Genomic DNA, 20482 nt, shown 5'->3' with positions numbered 1-20482 from the left:
TCGGGATTGCAAACTCTACAGAAAAAATATAGGTAATTTATACAGGAGACCAATACGGGTGCGAGGGCGCCCTGTTTCAGAGGGGATGATGCCATGTTGAACGTCGATGTTGCCGACCGTCGGAGCGCTGCCATATCGCGCGGCGTGGGTGTCACCACGCAGGTCTATGCCGAGCGCGCCGAGAACGCGGAGATCTGGGATATCGAGGGCAAGCGCTACATCGACTTTGCCGCCGGCATCGCCGTCGTCAACACGGGTCACCGGCATCCGCGCGTCATCGCCGCCGTCAAGGACCAGCTCGATCGCTTCACCCACACGTGCCATCAGGTCGTGCCATACGAAAACTATGTGCGGCTGGCCGAGCGGCTGAATGCCCTGGTGCCCGGCGATTTCGAGAAGAAGACGGTTTTCGTCACCACGGGTGCCGAAGCGGTGGAGAATGCGGTGAAGATCGCGCGCGCCGCGACGAAGCGGTCCGCCGTCATCGCGTTTTCCGGCGGTTTTCATGGCCGGACCTTCATGGGCATGGCGCTGACTGGCAAGGTGGCGCCCTACAAAGCCGGATTCGGCGCGATGATGCCGGATGTGTTCCATGTTCCCTTTCCGGCCGAACTGCACGGCATGACGGTCGAAGCGTCGCTGGCCGTGCTCGACCGGTTGTTCAAGGCGGATGTCGATCCGGCGCGGGTCGCGGCTTTCATCATCGAGCCGGTGCAGGGAGAGGGCGGCTTCTACGAAGTGCCGAAGGCGCTGATGATCGCGCTGCGCGAGATCGCCGACCGGCATGGCATCCTGCTGATCGCCGATGAGGTGCAGACCGGCTTTGCCCGCACCGGCCGGATGTTCGCCATGGAGCATTATCCCGTCGTCGCCGATCTCACGACCATGGCGAAGGGGCTCGGCGGCGGCTTTCCGATCGCGGCGGTCACCGGCCGTGCCGACATCATGGACGCGCCCGGCCCCGGCGGCCTCGGCGGCACCTATGGCGGCAATCCGATCGGCATTGCGGCCGGCCTCGCCGTGCTCGACGTCATCGACGACGAGGGCCTGTGCGAACGTGCCGAACAGCTGGGCGCGCGGCTGAAACAGCGGCTGCAGTCGTTCAAGGATTTCGTGCCCCAGATCGTCGATGTCAGGGGGCCGGGCTTCATGAATGCGGTGGAGTTCAACGTGCCGGGAACCCAGACGCCGGACGCGGACTTTACGAACCGGGTTCGCGCGCGCGCCCTGGAAAAGGGGCTGATCCTGCTTACCTGCGGCGTTTATGGAAATGTCATCCGTTTCCTCTCGCCGATCACGATCCAGGATCATATCTTCACCGAAGCGCTCGACATTCTCGAGGACACGCTGCGCGATTGCGTCAAGGGAGCCTGACATGAGCCTATCACCCGATCTTCTCGCCAAGCTGAAAGACCCGAGCCTTGCAACCGACAAGGCGCTGATCGGCACTGACTGGGTGTCGGCAGCTGCCGACGGCAAGACGTTCGACGTGCTGGATCCGGCGACCGGCGCCCATGTCGCCACGCTTCCCGACATGGGGCGCGGCGAGACGGCGCGGGCGATCGACGTGGCCCATAAAGCGCAGAAGGCCTGGGCGCGCAAGACGGCCAAGGAGCGGGCGCAAATCCTTCGCCGGCTATACGATCTGCTCGTCGCCAATGCCGACGACCTCGCCGTCATTCTGACGACCGAGATGGGCAAGCCGCTGGCCGAGGCAAAGGGCGAGGTGCTCTACGGCGCATCCTATGTCGAGTGGTTCGGCGAGGAGGCCAAGCGCGTCCATGGCGACACGATCCCCGGCCACCAGCCCGACAAGCGGATCATCGTCGTCAAGCAGCCGATCGGCGTGGTCGCTGCCATCACACCGTGGAATTTCCCGAACGCGATGCTCGCGCGCAAGGTCGCGCCGGCCCTGGCCGCCGGCTGCGCCATCGTCTCGAAGCCTGCCGCCGAGACGCCGCTGTCCGCGCTGGCGCTTGCGATCCTTGCCGAGCGGGCGGGCCTTCCCGCCGGGCTTTTCAGCGTCATCCTGTCGACCGATTCAGCCGCTGTCGGGCTGGAAATGTGCGAAAGCGACAAGGTGCGCAAGCTGACCTTTACCGGCTCCACGAATGTCGGCAAGATCCTCTTCCGGCAGTCGGCCGGGCAGGTGATGAAGCTCGGGCTGGAACTGGGCGGCAACGCGCCCTTCATCGTCTTCGAGGATGCGGACCTCGATGCGGCGGTCGAAGGCGCCATGGTGTCGAAATACCGGAACAACGGCCAGACCTGCGTCTGCGCCAATCGCCTCTATGTGCAGGCGAGCGTCTATGATGCCTTCGCCGAAAAGCTGGCGGCCAAGGTGCGGGCCATCAAGGTCGGTGGCGGGTTCGAGCCGAATGTCAGCGCCGGTCCGCTGATTTCGGACAAGGCGCTGGCGAAGGTCGAGGACCACATCGCCGATGCCGTCTCGAAAGGGGCGTCGATCGCCGTTGGCGGCGCGCGCGACACGGAGAAGGGCGCGCTGTTCTTCCAGCCGACCATTCTCACCGATGTCACGCCGGACATGAAGCTCGCGCGCGAGGAAACCTTCGGTCCGGTCGCGCCGCTCTTCCGCTTCGAGACGGAAGACGAGGTGATCGCCATGGCCAACGACACGGAATTCGGCCTTGCCGCCTATTTCTACGCCCGCGATATCTCCAAGATCTTCCGCGTCGCCGAAGAGCTCGAATATGGCATGGTCGGCATCAATACCGGCCTGATCTCCACCGAAGTCGCCCCCTTCGGCGGCATCAAGCAGTCCGGACAGGGCCGCGAAGGCTCGAAATACGGGATCGAGGATTATATCGAGGTGAAGTATCTCTGCCTCAGCGTGTGAGGCCGAGATTATCCGGACAAACGAAAAGCGGGCGCCTGACGACGCCCGCTTTTTCTATGTCAAAAAGGTCTTCCGGCTGTGACCGGAATTCATCCCTTACATGTGGATCGGCTTGAAGAACGTCGCGAGGGCGGCTTCCTTGACGGCTTCCGACATGGTGGGGTGAGCGTGGCAGGTGCGGCCGAGGTCTTCGGACGAGCCGCCGAATTCCATGAGGACGGCGATCTCGTGGATCATCTCGCCGGCGCCGAAGCCGATGATATGGCCGCCCAGCACGCGATCGGTTTCCTTGTCGGCGAGGATTTTGACGAAGCCATCGACGGCCTGCATGGCGCGGGCACGGCCATTGGCCGTGAAGGGGAACTTGCCGACCTTGTAGGCGATACCGGCGCTCTTCAGCTCTTCCTCGGTCTTGCCGACGGAGGCCACTTCCGGCTGGGTGTAGACGACGCCGGGGATGACGTCGTAGTTCACATGGCCGGCCTGGCCGGCCAGGATTTCGGCCAGCGCCACGCCTTCGTCTTCCGCCTTGTGGGCCAGCATCGGGCCGCGCACGACATCGCCGATGGCATAGATGCCGTCGACATTCGTCTTGAAGTGGCCGTCGATCTCGACGCGGCCGCGATTGTCGAGCGCGACGCCCGCTTCTTCAAGGCCGAGACCTGACGTGTAGGGCTTGCGGCCGGTGGCAACGAGAACGACGTCGGCCGCAACGGTCTGCGCCTCGCCGCCCTTGACGGGCTCGAAGGTCACGGTCGCGCCGTCGCCTTCGCGTGCGACGCCGGTGACCTTGGCGCCGAGATTGAAGGTGATGCCCTGCTTGGCGAGGATGCGCTGGAACTGCTTGGAGACTTCGCCGTCCATGCCGCCGAGGATGGTGTCGAGATATTCGATCACGGTGACCTGTGCACCGAGACGGGCCCAGACCGAGCCGAGCTCCAGCCCGATGACGCCGCCGCCGACCACGACCATCGTGCCGGGCACCTTTTCAAGCGCGATGCCGCCGGTGGAGGAGACGATGACCGTCTCGTCGATCTCGACGGGAACGCCCGGGATGCCGGCGACGTCGGAGCCGGTGGCAATGACGATGTTCTTGGTCTCGACCGTCTGCTCTTCGCCGGCCTCGTTGGTGACGACGACCTTTCCAGCACCGGCGATGCGGCCCGTGCCCTGGATGGCGTCGATCTTGTTCTTCTTGAACAGGAACGCCACGCCTTCGACGTTCGACTTCACGGTCGCGTCCTTGTGCTCCATCATCTTCGGCAGGTTGAGGCGCGGCGCCTCGACCTCGATGCCGAGGCTGTCCATATGGCCGGCGGCGTGGAACATCTCGGAGGCGTGCAGCAGGGCCTTGGAGGGGATGCAGCCGATGTTCAGGCAGGTGCCGCCATAGGTCGCGCGCTTTTCGACGACAGCGACCTTGAGGCCGAGCTGGGCTGCCTTGATGGCGGCGACATAGCCGCCGGGGCCGGTTCCGATGATGACGACGTCATATGCCATGGATGTATGTCCTTCCGTGCGCAGCCTGTCCCGGCTGCCGATGTTGACTGTGGCGGCCGCTCAAAGCGGCTGCCGGATGGGAATGTCGAGCGGAGCTCGCCTCGGCTCAGGCGGCCTTCTCGGTTGCAAGCTTGAGGCCGAGCGCAATGAAGACCATGCCGCTGGCACGGTCGATCCAATGGCTGATCCGGGCGAAGCGGGCCCGCATGGCGGGGGTCGTCATGAACAGGCTGACGGCCACGAACCACAGGATGAGGCAGCTCGCCATGACAAGGCCGTAGCCGAATTTGACCGCGACCGGCGTCTGCGCGCTGACCACGGTCGAGAAGATCGACAGGAAGAAGAAGACCGGCTTGGGGTTCAGCGCATTGGCGGCAAAGCCGAGGCCGAACGCCTTGAAGGCGGACTGGGTGCTGCGGGTGGCGGGTTCGGCCGGTACCGAGGCTTCGATGCTCTCGGCCGGCTTTGCCCTGAGCGCCTTGACGCCGATATAGAGCAGGTAGGCGACGCCGCACCATTTGACGATGTTGAACAGGGTGATCGACTGCGAGATGACGAGGCCGAGGCCGAGGATCGTGTAGGTGACGTGGAACATCAGCGACGTTCCCACGCCGAGGGAGGTGAGGATCGCCGAGCGGCGCCCATGCAGGATCGACTGCCGCATGACCATGGCGAAATCGGCACCCGGCGAGATGATGCCGAAGAAAAAGATCGCCATCAGAGAGGTGAGTTCGAAGAGGTAGGGATGCACGGACAGTTCCATCATGCGTCTCCGGCAGTGGCGGGCGTCGAGCTCTGTCAGCCGTCGCACGAGAGAAGATCGGGCATCCGGGCGCAACGCCCGGTGCCTCAGAAGATCAGAACAAGGCCCATCACAGCCAGGCCGAGGAGAGCACCGAGCCAGACGAGAGAGCGGATATAGGGGATGCCCGCGAGATAGAGCGGGATATAGACGAGGCGGCAGGCAAACCAGATCCAGGCGCCGATGAGCCCCCAGCCCGAGGGGTCGCCGACAATGGCGAGACCGAGAGCAAGGCCGACAAAAGCCGGATAGGTTTCCTGAAGGTTCTTCGATGCGCGGCCGGCGCGGCCGACAAGCACGCCTTTCGGCTGCGCTTCGCCATCGCGCGGGCCTGCATTCCATGCGGATCCGAGTTCGCGGGTCACCAGCATGCCATGCAGGCAGATCTGGAAGACGAGCAGCACCATGCTCCAGGCAACGAGCGCCGGAAAGGGCGATGCGGCGATGACGGTGGGTTCCATGACGGTCTCTTTCAGTCAGGTGCAAGGCCCGCCCGTTTTGGGCAGGCCTCGTCATCGGGTCTCAGAGGTCGAGAACGAGACGTTCCGGATCTTCGAGGCTTTCCTTGACGCGCACGAGGAAGGTCACGGCTTCCTTGCCGTCGACGATGCGGTGATCGTAGGAGAGCGCGAGATACATCATCGGGCGGATGACGATCTGGCCGCCGACGACCACGGGACGATCCTGGATCTTGTGCATGCCGAGAATGCCGGACTGCGGTGCGTTGAGGATCGGCGAGGACATCAGCGAGCCGTAGACGCCACCATTGGTGATGGTGAAGGTGCCGCCCTGCATGTCGGCCATCGACAGCGAGCCGTCGCGCGCAGCCTTGGCGAGGCGGCCGAGTTCCTTCTCGATCTGGGCGATCGACATCTGGTCCGCATCGCGGATGACCGGAACCACGAGGCCCTTGTCCGTGCCGACGGCCATGCCGACGTGGCAGAAGTTCTTGTAGACCAGATCCGTGCCGTCGATCTCGGCGTTGACGGCCGGCAGTTCCTTCAGCGCATGCGTGACGGCCTTGGTGAAGAAGCCCATGAAGCCGAGCTTCACGCCATGCTTCTTTTCGAAGACGTCCTTGTACCTGGTGCGCAGGTCCATCACCGCCTTCATGTCCACCTCGTTATAGGTGGTGAGCATGGCGGCCGTGTTCTGGGCGTCCTTGAGGCGCTTGGCGATGGTCTGGCGCAGGCGCGTCATCTTCACGCGCTCTTCGCGCGGGGCGTCCGCCGCGTTCGAAGGGCCGCGGGCCGGGGCCTTGGCCTGTTCGGCAGGGGCCGCCGGTGCCTGCAGGCCGCGGTTGACGGCGGCGATCACGTCGCCCTTGAGAACCTGGCCACGCTTGCCGGAGCCATCGATGTCGTCTGCCGAGACATTGTTCTCGGCAAGCATCTTGGCGGCCGCCGGGGCTGGCGGCATGGAGGAGGGGGCGGAGGCGGCAGGCGCTTCGGCGGCGGGCTTTTCGGCGGCCGGGGCAGCGGCTTCCGCAGGCTTTGCGGCCGGGGCGGCGCCGGCGCTTGCGCCCGCACCTTCGGCGATCTGGCCGAGAAGCGCGCCGAGACCGACCGTCTCGCCTTCATTGGCAACGATTTCCGACAGCGTGCCGGACGCCGGGGCGGGAACCTCGATGGTGACCTTGTCGGTTTCGAGCTCGAGCAGCGGCTCGTCGGCGTTCACGGTGTCGCCGACCTTCTTGAACCAGGTGCCGATCGTGGCTTCGCTGACGGATTCACCCAGGGTGGGCACGCGGATTTCGGTTGCCATTGTTAAAACGTCCTGATGTTGCGGGCGTTGCTGCCGGACCGGTCAGTCGCGCCTGAAATGGGAAGATGTGAGGAAGCGGAGCGGGGCGAAACGGCGTTCCGCCCCCTGAACCGGCCCTGCGTAAGGCCGGGAGCGGGCCGACACTCCACCCATCCCGCGGGACCGGCCGGACCCGTTGCGGGTGCAACGATCCGTCCGTTCTGGCCCGGGATGGTGAGGAGAATGCCCATGTCGACGCGTCAGCCTCCGAGCGCGTCTTCGAGGAAGGCGGCAAGCTGGGCCAGATGCTTCGACATCAGGCCCGTTGCCGGCGAGGCTGCGGCCGGGCGGCCGGTATAGCGCACCCGCTGGTACTTCGCATCGATATGGGCCAGCACCCATTCGAGATACGGATCGATGAACGACCAGGACCCCATGTTCTTGGGCTCTTCCTGGCACCAGACCATTTCCGCATTGCGGAACCGGCTGAGCTCGTTGATCAGCGCCTTGGCCGGGAACGGATAGAGCTGTTCCAGGCGCAGGAGGTAGATGTCGTCGATGCCGCGCTTTTCGCGCTCTTCGAGCAGGTCGTAATAGACCTTGCCCGAGCAGAGCACGACGCGGCGGATCTTCGCATCCTTCTGGAGCTTGATCGGGCCGTCCTTGATGACCTCCGCATCGTCCCACAGAAGACGGTGGAACGAGGTCTCGCCGGCCATTTCCGACAGGCTGGAGATCGCGCGCTTGTGACGCAGCAGCGACTTCGGCGTCATGATGATCAGCGGCTTGCGGAAGTCGCGCTTCATCTGGCGGCGCAGAACGTGGAAGTAGTTTGCCGGCGTCGTGACGTTGACGACCTGCATGTTGTCTTCCGCACACATCTGCAGCCAACGCTCGAGGCGGGCGGAGGAGTGTTCCGGACCCTGACCTTCATAGCCGTGCGGCAGCAGGCAGACGAGGCCCGACATGCGCAGCCACTTGCGTTCGCCCGAGGAGATGAACTGGTCGAAGACGACCTGCGCACCATTGGCGAAGTCGCCGAACTGGGCTTCCCAGAGCGTCAGCGCGTTCGGGCGGGCGAGCGAATAGCCGTATTCGAAGCCGAGAACGGCTTCTTCCGAGAGCATCGAGTTGATGACCTCGTAGCGCGCCTGGGTGGGCGAGAGGTTGGCGAGCGGAATGTAGCGCTCTTCCGTCTGCTGATCGTAGAGCACGGTGTGGCGCTGCGAGAAGGTGCCGCGCTCGCAATCCTGGCCGGACAGGCGGATCTTCGTGCCTTCGACGGTGAGCGATCCGAAGGCCAGGGCCTCCGCCATCGCCCAGTCGATGCCTTCGCCCGTCTGGATCATGTTGGCGCGGTTGTCCATGAAGCGCTGGATCGTCTTGTGGACGTTGAAGCCTTCTGGAACTTCCGAGAGCTTGCGGCCGATATCCTTCAGCGACTTCATCGGCACCGAGGTCTTGCCGCGGCGCTGTTCGTCCTGGTTGTCGGCGGTGCGCAGACCCGACCAGGCGCCATCCAGCCAGTCGGCCTTGTTGGGCTTGTAGGACTGACCGGCCTCGAACTCCTGTTCGAGACGGGCACGCCAGTCGGCCTTCATCTTTTCCAGCTCGCCTTCGGTGATCAGGCCTTCGGCAATCAGGCGTTCGCCATAGAGCTGCACGACCGTCTTGTGGCCGCGGATGACCTTGTACATCTTCGGCTGCGTGAAGGAGGGCTCGTCGCCTTCGTTATGGCCGAAGCGGCGGTAGCAGAACATGTCGACCACGACCGGCTTGTGGAACTTCATCCGGAATTCGATGGCGATCTTCGCGGCATAGACGACCGCTTCCGGATCGTCGCCGTTGACGTGGAAGATCGGCGCCTCGATCATCTTGGCGACGTCGGAGGGATAAGGCGACGAGCGCGAGAAGGCCGGATTGGTGGTGAAGCCGATCTGGTTGTTGATGATGAAGTGCAGCGTGCCGCCGACGCGGTGGCCGCGCAGGCCCGACAGGCCGAGAATTTCGGCGGTCACGCCCTGGCCGGCAAAGGCCGCATCGCCATGCAGCAAGAGCGGCAGGACCTTGGAGCGTTCCTTCAGCGGAATGACGTCGCCATCGAAGGTCGTCGCCATTTGGTCCTGCTTGGCGCGGGCCTTGCCCATGACCACGGGATTGACGATTTCGAGGTGCGACGGGTTCGCCGTCAGCGACAGGTGCACCTTGTTGCCGTCGAACTCGCGGTCCGAGGAGGCGCCGAGATGATACTTCACGTCGCCGGAGCCTTCCACATCGTCCGGCGCGGCCGAGCCGCCCTTGAACTCGTGGAACACGGCGCGGTGCGGCTTGCCCATGACGTTGGTGAGAACGTTGAGGCGGCCACGGTGCGCCATGCCGAGGATGATTTCCTTCATCCCGTCCTGGCCGCCACGCTTGATGATCTGTTCGAGCGCCGGGATGAGCGATTCGCCGCCGTCGAGGCCGAAGCGCTTGGTGCCCTTGTACTTCACGTCGATGAACTGTTCGAAGCCTTCGGCCTCGATCAGCTTGGAGAGGATCGCCTTCTTGCCTTCGGGCGTGAACTCGACGCCCTTGGCGGGGCCTTCGATGCGCTCCTGGATCCAGCCTTTGATCTCCGGGTCGGAGATGTGCATGAATTCGACGCCGAGCGTCGAGCAGTAGGTCCGCTCCAGAATATCGACGATCTCGCGCATCGTGGCATATTCGAGCCCGAGCACGTTATCGAGGAAGATCTTGCGGTCCATGTCGCCGGCTTCGAAGCCGTAATTGGACGGGGACAGTTCGTGATAATCATCGACCGGGGCTGCGATCTGCAGCGGGTCGAGCTTGGCGTGCAGATGGCCGCGCATGCGATAGGCGCGGATCAGCATGATCGCCTTGATGCTGTCGCGCGTCGCCTGGTGCACGTCGGCGGGCGAGGCGGGAACGCCGGTTGCTTCCGCCTTGGCTTCGGCCTTTGCCTGAACCTTCTTCTCGATGACCTTCTCGACCGTGCCCCAATCGCCGTCGAGCGCCGAGGTGAGGTCGTCGCGCGGCGTCAGGGGCCAGTTCGGCTTCTTCCACGAGGCGCCTTTGGCGGCCTTCACGACGTCTTCCGGATTGTCGGCCAGCGCCTTGAAAAAGGACTGCCATTCGCCCGAGACGGACGAGGGGTCAGCTTCGTAGCGCGCATGGAGCTGTTCGATATAGCTCGCATTGGCGCCGTCCAGGAAGGACGTCAGTTGAAATTGCTCGTTGGCCTCTTGCCTTGCCATGGTTTTATCGCGGACCTGTCCGTCCGCCTCCTGACTTGTTGGATGCGGCCTCAGGGACATGCGACGCGCCCGTCCCGGGCCGACTTTGCGACGGCCATCCAATACGACCGTATGCGTGTCATTTCTTTGGCAGGACCACAGCGCGAGGCTTTGACTGCCTGTTCGTCTTAGATGGTGTAAGGGACGGCCGACGCAATGGCCGGCCGTCCCTCGAACGTTCATCAGCCCTTGAGGACTTCCACCAGGGTCTTGCCGAGGCGGGCCGGGGAGGGCGAAACGCGGATGCCGGCCTGTTCCATGGCGGCGATCTTGTCTTCCGCGCCACCCTTGCCGCCGGAAATCACGGCGCCTGCATGGCCCATGGTGCGGCCGGGAGGCGCCGTGCGGCCGGCGATGAAGCCGACCATCGGCTTCTTGCGGCCACGCTTGGCTTCGTCCATCAGGAACTGCGCGGCTTCCTCTTCGGCCGAGCCGCCGATCTCGCCGATCATGATGATCGACTTGGTCTCGTCGTCGGCCAGAAACATTTCGAGCACGTCGATGAACTCGGTGCCCTTGACCGGATCGCCGCCGATGCCGACGGCCGTGGTCTGGCCGAGGCCTTCGTTCGTGGTCTGGAACACGGCTTCATAGGTGAGCGTGCCCGAACGCGAGAGGACGCCGACGGAGCCCTTCTTGAAGATGTTGCCCGGCATGATGCCGATCTTGCATTCGTTCGGCGTCATGACGCCGGGGCAGTTCGGGCCGATCAGGCGGGACTTCGACGCATCGAGGCGCGCCTTGACCTTGACCATGTCGGCGACCGGAATGCCTTCGGTGATGCAGACGATGAGCGGGATTTCCGCCTCGATCGCCTCGATGATGGCGGCAGCGGCGCCGGCCGGGGGAACATAGATGACGGACGCGTCGGCGCCGGTCTGCTCCTTGCCTTCGGCAACCGTTGCGAAGATCGGCAGCTTCTCGCCCTTGGAGCCTTCCCAGGTCTCGCCACCCTTCTTGGGGTTGATGCCACCGACCATCTGCGTGCCGTGATAGGCGAGCGCCTGTTCGGTGTGGAACGTGCCGGTCTTGCCCGTCAGACCCTGGACGAGGATCTTGGTGTCTTTATTGATGAGAATGGACATGGATCAGTTTTCCTCTTCCTCGAATTCGAGGGAATCAAATTCTTCGAAGGCGCCGTTGGACCAGCGATAACCCTTGCCGGATGTCGACTTTTCGTCGTGATGGCTGTTGAGGTTTTTCGACCAGTGGGTCTGGAACCAGTCGAACTGCTTGTCGGCCTTCGAGATGCCCAGCTCGCCCTTCCAGACGTACAGCGTGTCGTCCTTCGATTTCAGCTTGAAGAACTCGACGGCATCGTCGTCATGCGTGAAATGCGCCCAGCGATCGGCAGCCTCGTCGTCGAGATCCGGCGTGCTGTCCCAGCAGACGAAATAGCACAGGTTGATATCGGTCTCGTTCGGTCCGAAGGACTGGCGATTGACCGTCTTCTTTGCACCGCTCATGGGATCAGGCACCCTTCACGGCAGCGACGATCTTCTGCGCTGCATCATCGAGATCGTCGGCGGAGATGACGTTGAGGCCGCTCTCGTTGATGATCTTCTTGCCGAGCTCGACGTTCGTGCCCTCAAGGCGCACGACCAGCGGCACGGTGAGGCCGACATCCTTCACGGCTGCGATCACGCCTTCGGCGATGACGTCGCACTTCATGATGCCGCCGAAGATGTTGACGAGGATGCCCTTCACGGCCGGATCGGCGGTGATGATCTTGAAGGCCGCGGTGACCTTTTCCTTGGTGGCGCCGCCACCTACGTCGAGGAAGTTCGCGGGCTCGGCGCCATAGAGCTTGATGATGTCCATGGTCGCCATGGCGAGACCGGCACCATTGACCATGCAGCCGATGTTGCCGTCGAGGGCGACATAAGCGAGGTCGTACTTGGACGCCTCGATTTCCTTCGCGTCTTCCTCGGTCTTGTCGCGCAGCGCGACCACGTCTTCGTGGCGGAACAGGGCGTTGCCGTCGAAGGACATCTTGGCGTCGAGGACGCGCAGACGGCCATTGGTCATGACGATCAGCGGGTTGACCTCGAGCAGGCTCATGTCCTTCTCGACAAAGGCCTTGTAGAGGATCGGGAACAGACGTTCGCCGTCGGCCTTGGCTTCGCCTTCGAGCTTCAGCGCGGCGGTGAGGGCCGCAAGGTTCTCGGCTGTCACGCCGGCGACCGGGTCGATCGCGACGTTGATGATCTTCTCCGGCGTGTCATGCGCGACGGTCTCGATGTCCATGCCGCCTTCCGTGGAGACCACGAAGGAGACCTGGCCGACGGCGCGATCGACGAGGATGGAGAGGTAAAGTTCGCGGTCGATGTCGGCGCCGTCCTCGATGTAGAGGCGGTTCACCTGCTTGCCGGCATCGCCGGTCTGCTTGGTGACGAGCGTGTTGCCGAGCATTTCCTTCGAGTGGGAAACGGCTTCCTCGATGGTCTTGGCCAGGCGCACGCCGCCCTTGGCTTCGGGGCCGAGTTCCTTGAACTTGCCCTTGCCGCGGCCGCCGGCGTGGATCTGGCTCTTGACGACGTAAAGCGGGCCCGGCAGCGATTTCGCTGCGGCTTCTGCCTCGTCGGCCGAGAAAATCGCGACACCTTCGGCAACCGGTGCGCCAAAGCTCTTCAGGAGAGCCTTGGCCTGGTATTCATGAATGTTCATGGAAAAATTCCTGTCTGATGTCGGAAAAGATTACTTCAGGCTCGGAGCGATGCCGACGCAAGCTTCGCAGAGGCCGGCAACGGCTGCCACGGACTTGTCGAAGGCTTCCTGTTCGGCCTTGGTAAACTCGACTTCGATGATGCGCTCGATGCCGCCGGCACCGATGATGGTGGGAACGCCGACATACATGTCGTTGACGCCATACTGGCCCGACAGATGCGCGGCGCAGGGGAGGACGCGCTTCTTGTCCTTGAGGAAGGATTCGGCCATCTCGATGGCGGAAGCGGCCGGTGCGTAATAGGCGGAACCGGTCTTGAGCAGGCCGACGATTTCGGCGCCGCCGTCACGGGTGCGCTGGATGATCTCTTCGAGACGCTCCTTGGTGACCCAGCCCATCTTGACGAGGTCCGTCAGCGGAATGCCGCCGACCGTGGAGTAGCGGGCGAGCGGAACCATGGTGTCGCCGTGGCCGCCGAGAACGAAGGCGGTGACGTCCTGGACGGAGACGTTGAATTCCTGGGAAAGGAAGAGGCGGAAGCGCGAGCTGTCGAGCACGCCGGCCATGCCGACGACCATGTTCTTCGGCAGGCCGGAGAACTTCTGCAGGGCCCAGACCATCGCGTCGAGCGGGTTGGTGATGCAGATGACGAAGGCGTTCGGAGCATATTTCTTGATGCCGGCGCCGACCTGTTCCATGACCTTGAGGTTGATGCCGAGCAGATCGTCGCGGCTCATGCCGGGCTTGCGCGCCACGCCGGCTGTGACGATGCAGACATCGGCGCCTTCGATCGCAGCATAGTCGCTGGCACCGGTCAGGTTGGCGTTGAAGCCTTCCACCGGCGAGGACTGCGCGATGTCGAGGCCCTTGCCCTGGGGCACGCCGTCGGCGATGTCGAAGAGAACGATGTCGCCCAGTTCCTTCAGGCCGGCCAAATGGGCCAGCGTGCCGCCAATCATTCCGGAACCGATAAGTGCGATCTTGTTGCGCGCCATGAAAGTGCTTCCTTTGAGATCAAATCTGGCAAGGTTTGCAGCGACACATCTCCCGCTTTTCCGGGCGGCACCCAACCTCACGGGCGAAAGCACTAATCGCGTCGCCTGAAAATATCAACCGATACTTTTGGAGCGTGATTTTTCAATCGTTTAGATCAATAATTTCTTACGTCCACGTAAGAAATACGGTCACGAATTCTTCGCATTCGCAGCATGTGCGCCGGCATATTCGCTACTCTGCAGCTCGATCAGCCGGGACACGGTGCGATCGAACTCGAAGCCTTCCGTGCCGCGTCGGACGGTCAGAAGCGCCTCCGGGCGGGCTGCGGCAGACGCGAACAGGCGCGCGCCCTGATCGTAGATCGTATCCACCAGCATGATGAAACGCTTGGTTTCGTTCCGCCGCTCAGGATTGAGCAGCGGAATATCGTCGATGAAGATGACACGGTAATGCGACAGGATGGTGAGATAGTCGGTCGCACCCAGGGGACGCGCGCAGAGATCGGCGAAGGAGAAGCGCGCACAATCCCCGGCGGCTGCGGGAACGTGGATCGTGCGACCCTTGAAGGTGAGATCGGCAGGGACCGGGCGAAGGCCCTGTGTCGCCTTGGCCCACGATGCATCGAGCGCCTTGCGGGCGGCGTCGTCGAGCGGAGAGGACCAGACGGGCAGGCCGCTGGTCTTCTCCAGGCGATAGTCCGTCTGCGTATCCAGCGGCACGACGTCGGCATGGGCGCGCAGGAGATCCACGAAGGGCAGAAAGAGCGAGCGATTGAGGCCGTCGCGATAGAGATCGCCCGGCTCGACGTTCGAGGTGGCCACGAGGACGCAGCCGCGCTTGAACAGTTCGCCGAACAGGCGCGACAGGATCATCGCATCGGCGATGTCCGTGACCGAGAACTCGTCGAAGCAGAGAAGACGGGCCTCGGCATAGATATCGGCCGCGACCGGCGGCATCGGATCCGCATCCTTGGTCTCGCCGTTCTTCAGCTTCTGCCGGTGCTTGAAGATGCGGTCCTGCACCTCGGCCATAAACTCGTGGAAATGCGCGCGGCGCTTGCGCTCGATCGGCACCGTGTCGAAGAAAAGGTCCATCAGCATGGTCTTGCCGCGCCCGACGCCACCGTAGAGATAGACGCCCTTGATCGGCGGGCGCTGATCGCGCTTCGATGCGAAGAGCCAGCCGAGCGCGTTCGACTTTCGATTGGCGCGGCTGGAAGCCAGGTCCGTGGACAGGCGATCGAGGCGGGCGGCGATGGCCAGCTGTGCCGGATCGCGTCGCATATCGCCGTTGGCGATCAAAGCTTCGAGACGTCGGGAGATGGTGTTTTCGGCGTTTGGCACGCGCAGCCTTCCTGGCCGTCAGAGGAAGCCCGGCGGGGCCGGGACGCTGTCTAAGCTGTCGATTGAACGACGCTTATGAAACGATCGGGTGAAACGATCGGGTCGATTCGACCCGATCGGCAGCCGGAGATCAGCGGCTCAGGCTGACGGGCTGGCCGCCATTGGTCTGGCCGTCGAAGCGGGCATCGGCCGACTTGTAGAGGCGGGCGAGTGCATTGCCGTTGCGATCCTTGAGGACCACCTGCTTGCCGGCCACTTCCCAGGACCCCATCTGCGTCAGCTCGCCGGCGCAGCCACGGGTGCCGCCGCGCGAACCGGAACCGAGATTGGTCAGCGTCAGGAACATGTCGCAGGAGCTGCCGCCATTGGCGACGCGCCAGTTGCCGACCATGGACTCCTTGGTAACGTCGAGAGAGGCGGCCGGTGCGGCCGGTGCGCCGCCGGGGACCTGCGGGCTGCCGAGTGCCGCGGTTTCCGTGACCGGTGCCGCGGGAAACTGGGACGCGTCGCCGCTGGTCGGGGGTGGCAGGGAGCCGCCGGAGACGGAGGGAACGGGCTGCGCCTGCAGGGGAGCAGGCCCCATGTCGCGCTGGTCGAAAGTGCCCACTGACGTGCGCTGGCATCCCGAAAGGGCCAGCACCGCCGCCAGACCCGCCGCAACATGATATGCCCGCATTTCCCAACTCCCGGTCGTCTCGTATGTAAAATGAACGTTCGGGACAGATATAGGCCGGATTAAGGTTAATCGACCTTTAAGTCTGTCGAAAAACGTCCTTTCCTATCTCCTGTGGCGGAGAAGAAACGCAAACCCGCGTTTTTCCCCATGAAACCGCAGATCAGACGCGACGCTCGACCATCATTTTCTTGATCTCGCCAATGGCCTTGGCCGGGTTGAGGCCCTTGGGACAGGTCTGCGCGCAGTTCATGATCGTGTGGCAGCGGTAGAGACGGAAGGGGTCTTCCAGATTGTCCAGTCGCTCGCCCTTGGCTTCGTCGCGGCTGTCGATCAGCCAGCGATAGGCCTGGAGAAGCACGGCCGGGCCGAGATAGCGGTCGCCGTTCCACCAGTAGCTCGGGCAGGACGCCGAACAGCAGGCGCAGAGAATGCACTCGTAGAGACCGTCCAGCTTGGCGCGATCGTCATGGCTCTGCTTCCATTCCTTGGCCGGTGCAGGCGAAACCGTCTTCAGCCAGGGTTCGATCGAGCGATGCTGCGCGTAGAAATTGGTCAGGTCCGGCACGAGGTCCTTGACGACGGGCATATGCGGTAGCGGATAGACTTTCACCGCGCCCTTCACGTCGTCCATGCCCTTGGTGCAGGCCAGCGTGTTGGTGCCGTCGATGTTCATGGCGCAGGATCCGCAGATCCCCTCGCGACAGGAGCGGCGCAACGTCAGGGTCGGGTCGATCTTGTTCTTGATGTAGAGCAGGGCATCGAGAACCATCGGGCCGCAATCGTCGACATCGATGAAGAAGGTGTCGATCGACGGGTTCTTGCCGTCATCCGGGCTCCAGCGATAGACGCGGAATTCGCGGGTGTTCGTGGCGCCGGCGGGCTTCGACCACACCTTGCCTTCGGTCATCTGCGAATTCTTGGGAAGTGCAAGTTCAACCATAGTCGTTTTCCTTGACCGGGCTTCCGCTGGAGCGATCCGGAGAACATCCGTTCCCGGAGCGCTTCAGCCTTATCTCTTGACGCATCGTCCAGATGAAGAAGCCGTTCGGCTCCGACAGGAGATGCTTTAGTAAACGCGCGCCTTGGGTTCGATCTTGTAGGGATCGATGCCTTCAGCGAGCAATTCGGTGTGAACCGGGCGGTAGTCGAGCTTGACGTCGCCGGCCTCGTTCACCCAGGCCAGCGTGTGCTTGCGCCAGTTGACGTCGTCGCGACCGGCGAACGGGCCGGACGTGTAGTCCTCGCGTGCGTGGCTGCCGCGGCTCTCCTTGCGGGCTTCCGCGCCGACAACCGTGGTGATGGCGTTGGCCATCAGGTTTTCGAGTTCCAGCGTTTCCACGAGATCGGAGTTCCAGATCATCGACCGGTCGGTGACCTTGATGTCGGACATTTCGGACCAGATGGTGCTCATGCGCTTGCAGCCGCTTTCGAGCGATTCCTGCGTGCGGAACACGGCCGCGTCTTCCTGCATAGTGCGCTGCATCTTCTCGCGCAGAACCGAGGTCGGCGTTCCCCCGCTGGCATAGCGCAGCCTGTCGAGACGGCCGACGATCTTGTCGCAGGCGGCGGTGTTCAGCGCCGGGATCGGGCTTGCACGGTCGATGACCTCGCCGGCGCGGATGGCGGCGGCGCGGCCGAAGACGACCAGGTCGATCAGCGAGTTGGAGCCGAGGCGGTTTGCGCCATGCACCGAGGCGCAGCCCGCTTCGCCGACGGCCATCAGGCCGGGGATGATGCGTTCCGGATTTTCACCGTCCGCATTGAGCACTTCGCCCCAGTAATTGGTGGGGATGCCGCCCATGTTGTAGTGAACCGTCGGCAGGACTGGGATCGGCTCGCGCGTCACGTCGACGCCGGCGAAGATCTTGGCGCTTTCGGAAATGCCCGGCAGGCGTTCGTTGAGAACGGCAGGGTCCAGATGGTCGAGATGCAGGAAGATATGGTCCTTCGCCTTGCCGACGCCGCGACCTTCGCGAATTTCGAGCGTCATGCAGCGCGAGACGACGTCGCGCGAGGCGAGGTCCTTGGCCGACGGCGCGTAGCGCTCCATGAAGCGCTCGCCCTCGGAATTGACGAGATAGCCGCCTTCGCCGCGCGCGCCTTCGGTGATCAGGCAGCCGGCGCCGTAGATGCCGGTCGGGTGAAACTGGACGAATTCCATGTCCTGCAGCGGCAGGCCGGCGCGCGCGATCATGCCGCCGCCATCGCCCGTGCAGGTGTGGGCCGAGGTGGCCGAGAAATAGGCGCGCCCATAGCCGCCGGTCGCCAGCACGACCATCTTGGCGGAGAAGCGATGGATCGTGCCGTCATCCAGGCACCAGGCGACGACGCCCGTGCAGCGGCTGCCGTCGTCCGACATGATCAGGTCGAGCGCGAAATACTCGATGAAGAATTCGGCATTGTGCTTCAGCGACTGGCCGTAGAGCGTGTGGAGGATGGCGTGGCCGGTCCGGTCGGCAGCCGCACAGGTGCGCTGCACCGGCGGGCCTTCGCCGTAATTCTGCATGTGGCCGCCGAAGGGCCGCTGGTAGATCTTGCCTTCCGCATTGCGCGAGAAGGGCACGCCGTAATGCTCCAGCTCATAGACCGCCTTCGGCGCTTCCATGGCGAGATACTGCATGGCGTCGACGTCGCCGAGCCAGTCGGAGCCCTTGACCGTGTCGTAGAGGTGCCACTGCCAGCTGTCCGGCGTCATGTTCTGCAGCGACGCGGCAATGCCGCCCTGGGCTGCGACCGTGTGCGAGCGCGTCGGGAAGACTTTCGTGATGCAGGCCGTCTTGAAACCCTGTTCGGCCATGCCGAGCGTGGCGCGCAGTCCCGCGCCGCCGGCGCCAACGACGATCACGTCGTAGGAATGGTCGACATACTGGTAGGCCTTACCGTTGATGGAAGTCGGGCCGTTGACGGACGATGCTTCGGTCGATGCCATGGTTTTATCCTGCAAATGCGAGCTTCAGGATGGCGAAAAGACAGAGCCCGCCAACCGCGATCGCGAAGAATGTATTGAGCATGAGAAGGACGATCTTGATGCCTTCGGCGTGAACATAGTCCTCGACGATCACCTGCATGCCGATCCGCATGTGGGTCAGGGCGGAGATGACGACAAGGGCCATGATCACCGCGACGAACGGATTGCCGAGTGCTGCGACCACATCTGCGTGAGGCGCGCCGGCATGGGTCATGATGAAGATCACGAAGAAGACGAGAAGCGGCACGTTGGCGACCGCCGTCAGGCGCTGGCGCCAGAAATGGTCCGTGCCTTCCTTGGCCGAACCGAGACCGCGGACCTTGCCGAGGGGTGTGCGCATATCCATGGTCGAGGCCCTCAGCGAACGATGATGACGACGAGCCACAGAAGGACCGTCACGGTGATGGAGGCAATGGCACTGGCGATGGCGAGCTTGGTCGAGAATTCCTTCTCGTAGCCATAGCCCAGATCCCACATGAAGTGGCGCAGACCGCCGAACATGTGGTGGATCAGCGCCCAGGTATAGCCGAACAGGATGACCTGGCCGATGATGGTGCCGAAGAACCAGCTGGCCCAATCATAATAGGCCGGACCGCTGGCAGCCGCGATCAACCACCAGGCGACCAGAACCGTGCCGAAATAGAGTGCCGCGCCGGTGATGCGGTGCACAATCGACATGAGCATGGTCGGAATGAGCTTGTAGATTTGAAGATGCGGCGAAAGCGGCCGGCTTTTGGTGACATTCGTCATCTGAACCTCACGGAACGACCGGGCAATCGTCCAAAAACTAGACTCTTTATATCCGGTTTGCGCAGGGATTGCGCAGCATTCAGTTGTGGCGAGCTTTAATCTTCGGCAGGGGTCTTAACAAGCCTGTTTGCAGCGCGAAAAGAAATTAATCGATTAGAGACGGAGGTTTATCGGACAGGCGCTCGCGTTGCATTTTACACGTTAAACATATCCGGCGAAATTCGCGCCGACTGCCTGACTTTCGCAGCGTCCTGCGCCAGATTGGTCTTAACGCTTTGTTAAGATCCGTCGGAGGTTCATGATGTATCGGGAGATTTCCCTGCGGCCGATCGCCGTCGCCGTCGTTCTCGCTGCAACCGCGATCGGCAGTGCCGAGGCCGGGGACGAAGGCTATCGCGGACAGTACGACCGCACGTATTCCGCGCAGGCGGAGCAGAGGGCACAGCGTTCGGGCGTTCGGCTTCGGGGCGGGCCCGTTCAGGGAAGCCTCGTTCGGGAAGGACCTGGCGCCGTACCGGACTACCGGGTCGTGCGCGGCTATTTCGATGGGGAGCGCCGGTATCGGCTGAGGCAGGATGCGACACGATGGGGCGGTGAAGGGGATGCGCGCCGCGACGCGCAGGCGCCATCGGCCGTCATCGTCGGGTCGGGCCGGTTCTCCGGCAATGCGAATGAATTGTATCGCCGGGGGGCCGGCAGCTATTTCACGATCACCACCTATGATGAAAACGCTAGCTATGGCGCTTTCCAGCGCACCGCGTCGCCGGAGGTCGGCGGTTCCCGGAGCCGCGTCGTCACGGTGGGGCGCAGTGCGGTCCGGCGCAACGACGATGCCTGCAGCTTCGAAGCCGGCGTCTGCGTGATCCGCGGGCGCTGAACCCGCGAA

The 20482-nt window shown here is 63.3% G+C and carries 18 protein-coding genes; 3 read left to right on the top strand and 15 right to left on the bottom strand.

The window, feature by feature from the left end; all coding sequences use genetic code 11:
- The first annotated feature begins 93 nt into the window (after nt 1-93).
- Together ASG39_RS17585 and ASG39_RS17580 are read left to right on the top strand one after the other, a co-directional pair.
- Entirely contained in the window at nt 94-1374 is a 1281-nt protein-coding gene (locus ASG39_RS17585; RefSeq protein WP_062596285.1) for a 4-aminobutyrate--2-oxoglutarate transaminase, read from the top strand.
- Nucleotide 1375: 1 nt separating this feature from the next.
- On the top strand, nt 1376-2857 hold the full coding sequence (locus ASG39_RS17580) for an NAD-dependent succinate-semialdehyde dehydrogenase (RefSeq protein WP_062596284.1): 1482 nt from the start codon (nt 1376-1378) through the stop codon (nt 2855-2857).
- A gap of 96 nt (nt 2858-2953) precedes the next feature.
- Here ASG39_RS17580 and lpdA read toward each other — a convergent pair whose 3' ends face one another.
- The 15 genes from lpdA to sdhC all read right to left on the bottom strand — a co-directional run bounded on the left by lpdA (nt 2954) and on the right by sdhC (nt 19596).
- Nucleotides 2954-4357, bottom strand: a complete 1404-nt coding sequence (gene lpdA, locus ASG39_RS17575; protein ID WP_062596283.1) for a dihydrolipoyl dehydrogenase — start codon at nt 4355-4357, stop codon at nt 2954-2956.
- A 106-nt stretch (nt 4358-4463) separates the two neighbouring features.
- Nucleotides 4464-5108 (bottom strand): LysE family translocator, encoded by a 645-nt coding sequence (locus ASG39_RS17570; RefSeq protein ID WP_062596398.1) that lies wholly within the window; start codon nt 5106-5108, stop codon nt 4464-4466.
- A 98-nt stretch (nt 5109-5206) separates the two neighbouring features.
- Nucleotides 5207-5620, bottom strand: a complete 414-nt coding sequence (locus tag ASG39_RS17565; protein ID WP_062596282.1) for an MAPEG family protein — start codon at nt 5618-5620, stop codon at nt 5207-5209.
- Between the two features lie 61 nt (nt 5621-5681).
- Entirely contained in the window at nt 5682-6923 is a 1242-nt protein-coding gene (gene odhB, locus ASG39_RS17560; protein WP_062596281.1) for a 2-oxoglutarate dehydrogenase complex dihydrolipoyllysine-residue succinyltransferase, read from the bottom strand.
- A gap of 239 nt (nt 6924-7162) precedes the next feature.
- Nucleotides 7163-10159 (bottom strand): 2-oxoglutarate dehydrogenase E1 component, encoded by a 2997-nt coding sequence (locus ASG39_RS17555; protein ID WP_062596280.1) that lies wholly within the window; start codon nt 10157-10159, stop codon nt 7163-7165.
- A gap of 221 nt (nt 10160-10380) precedes the next feature.
- Nucleotides 10381-11283: a succinate--CoA ligase subunit alpha gene (gene sucD / locus ASG39_RS17550; RefSeq protein ID WP_062596279.1), complete on the bottom strand. Its 903-nt coding sequence runs from the start codon at nt 11281-11283 to the stop codon at nt 10381-10383.
- A gap of 3 nt (nt 11284-11286) precedes the next feature.
- Nucleotides 11287-11664, bottom strand: coding sequence for a hypothetical protein (locus tag ASG39_RS17545; RefSeq protein WP_062596278.1), 378 nt, complete (start codon nt 11662-11664; stop codon nt 11287-11289).
- 4 nt (nt 11665-11668) lie between these two features.
- Nucleotides 11669-12865, bottom strand: coding sequence for an ADP-forming succinate--CoA ligase subunit beta (sucC, locus tag ASG39_RS17540; protein ID WP_062596277.1), 1197 nt, complete (start codon nt 12863-12865; stop codon nt 11669-11671).
- Nucleotides 12866-12895: 30 nt separating this feature from the next.
- On the bottom strand, nt 12896-13858 hold the full coding sequence (gene mdh, locus ASG39_RS17535; protein ID WP_062596276.1) for a malate dehydrogenase: 963 nt from the start codon (nt 13856-13858) through the stop codon (nt 12896-12898).
- Between the two features lie 189 nt (nt 13859-14047).
- Nucleotides 14048-15202 carry a cell division protein ZapE gene (gene zapE, locus ASG39_RS17530; protein ID WP_062596275.1) on the bottom strand — a complete coding sequence of 385 codons (1155 nt, stop codon included), beginning with the start codon at nt 15200-15202 and terminating at the stop codon, nt 14048-14050.
- Nucleotides 15203-15332: 130 nt separating this feature from the next.
- Complete coding sequence (locus ASG39_RS17525; protein WP_062596274.1) at nt 15333-15878, bottom strand: protease inhibitor Inh/omp19 family protein; 546 nt, start codon at nt 15876-15878, stop codon at nt 15333-15335.
- Between the two features lie 160 nt (nt 15879-16038).
- Nucleotides 16039-16818: a succinate dehydrogenase iron-sulfur subunit gene (locus ASG39_RS17520; protein WP_062596273.1), complete on the bottom strand. Its 780-nt coding sequence runs from the start codon at nt 16816-16818 to the stop codon at nt 16039-16041.
- 126 nt (nt 16819-16944) lie between these two features.
- On the bottom strand, nt 16945-18807 hold the full coding sequence (gene sdhA / locus ASG39_RS17515; RefSeq protein ID WP_062596272.1) for a succinate dehydrogenase flavoprotein subunit: 1863 nt from the start codon (nt 18805-18807) through the stop codon (nt 16945-16947).
- A 4-nt stretch (nt 18808-18811) separates the two neighbouring features.
- Nucleotides 18812-19192 (bottom strand): succinate dehydrogenase, hydrophobic membrane anchor protein, encoded by a 381-nt coding sequence (gene sdhD / locus ASG39_RS17510; protein ID WP_062596271.1) that lies wholly within the window; start codon nt 19190-19192, stop codon nt 18812-18814.
- A gap of 11 nt (nt 19193-19203) precedes the next feature.
- Nucleotides 19204-19596 (bottom strand): succinate dehydrogenase, cytochrome b556 subunit, encoded by a 393-nt coding sequence (sdhC, locus tag ASG39_RS17505; protein WP_062596270.1) that lies wholly within the window; start codon nt 19594-19596, stop codon nt 19204-19206.
- Nucleotides 19597-19894: 298 nt separating this feature from the next.
- Here sdhC and ASG39_RS17500 point away from each other — a divergent pair, with 298 nt between their 5' ends.
- Nucleotides 19895-20473, top strand: a complete 579-nt coding sequence (locus ASG39_RS17500) for a hypothetical protein (RefSeq protein WP_156468183.1) — start codon at nt 19895-19897, stop codon at nt 20471-20473.
- Nucleotides 20474-20482: the final 9 nt, after the last annotated feature.

It is taken from the genome of Rhizobium sp. Leaf371 (assembly GCF_001424045.1).
In the GTDB taxonomy this organism is placed as follows: Bacteria; Pseudomonadota; Alphaproteobacteria; order Rhizobiales; family Rhizobiaceae; genus Ferranicluibacter.
This window is presented reverse-complemented; position numbering and strand designations above follow the sequence as displayed.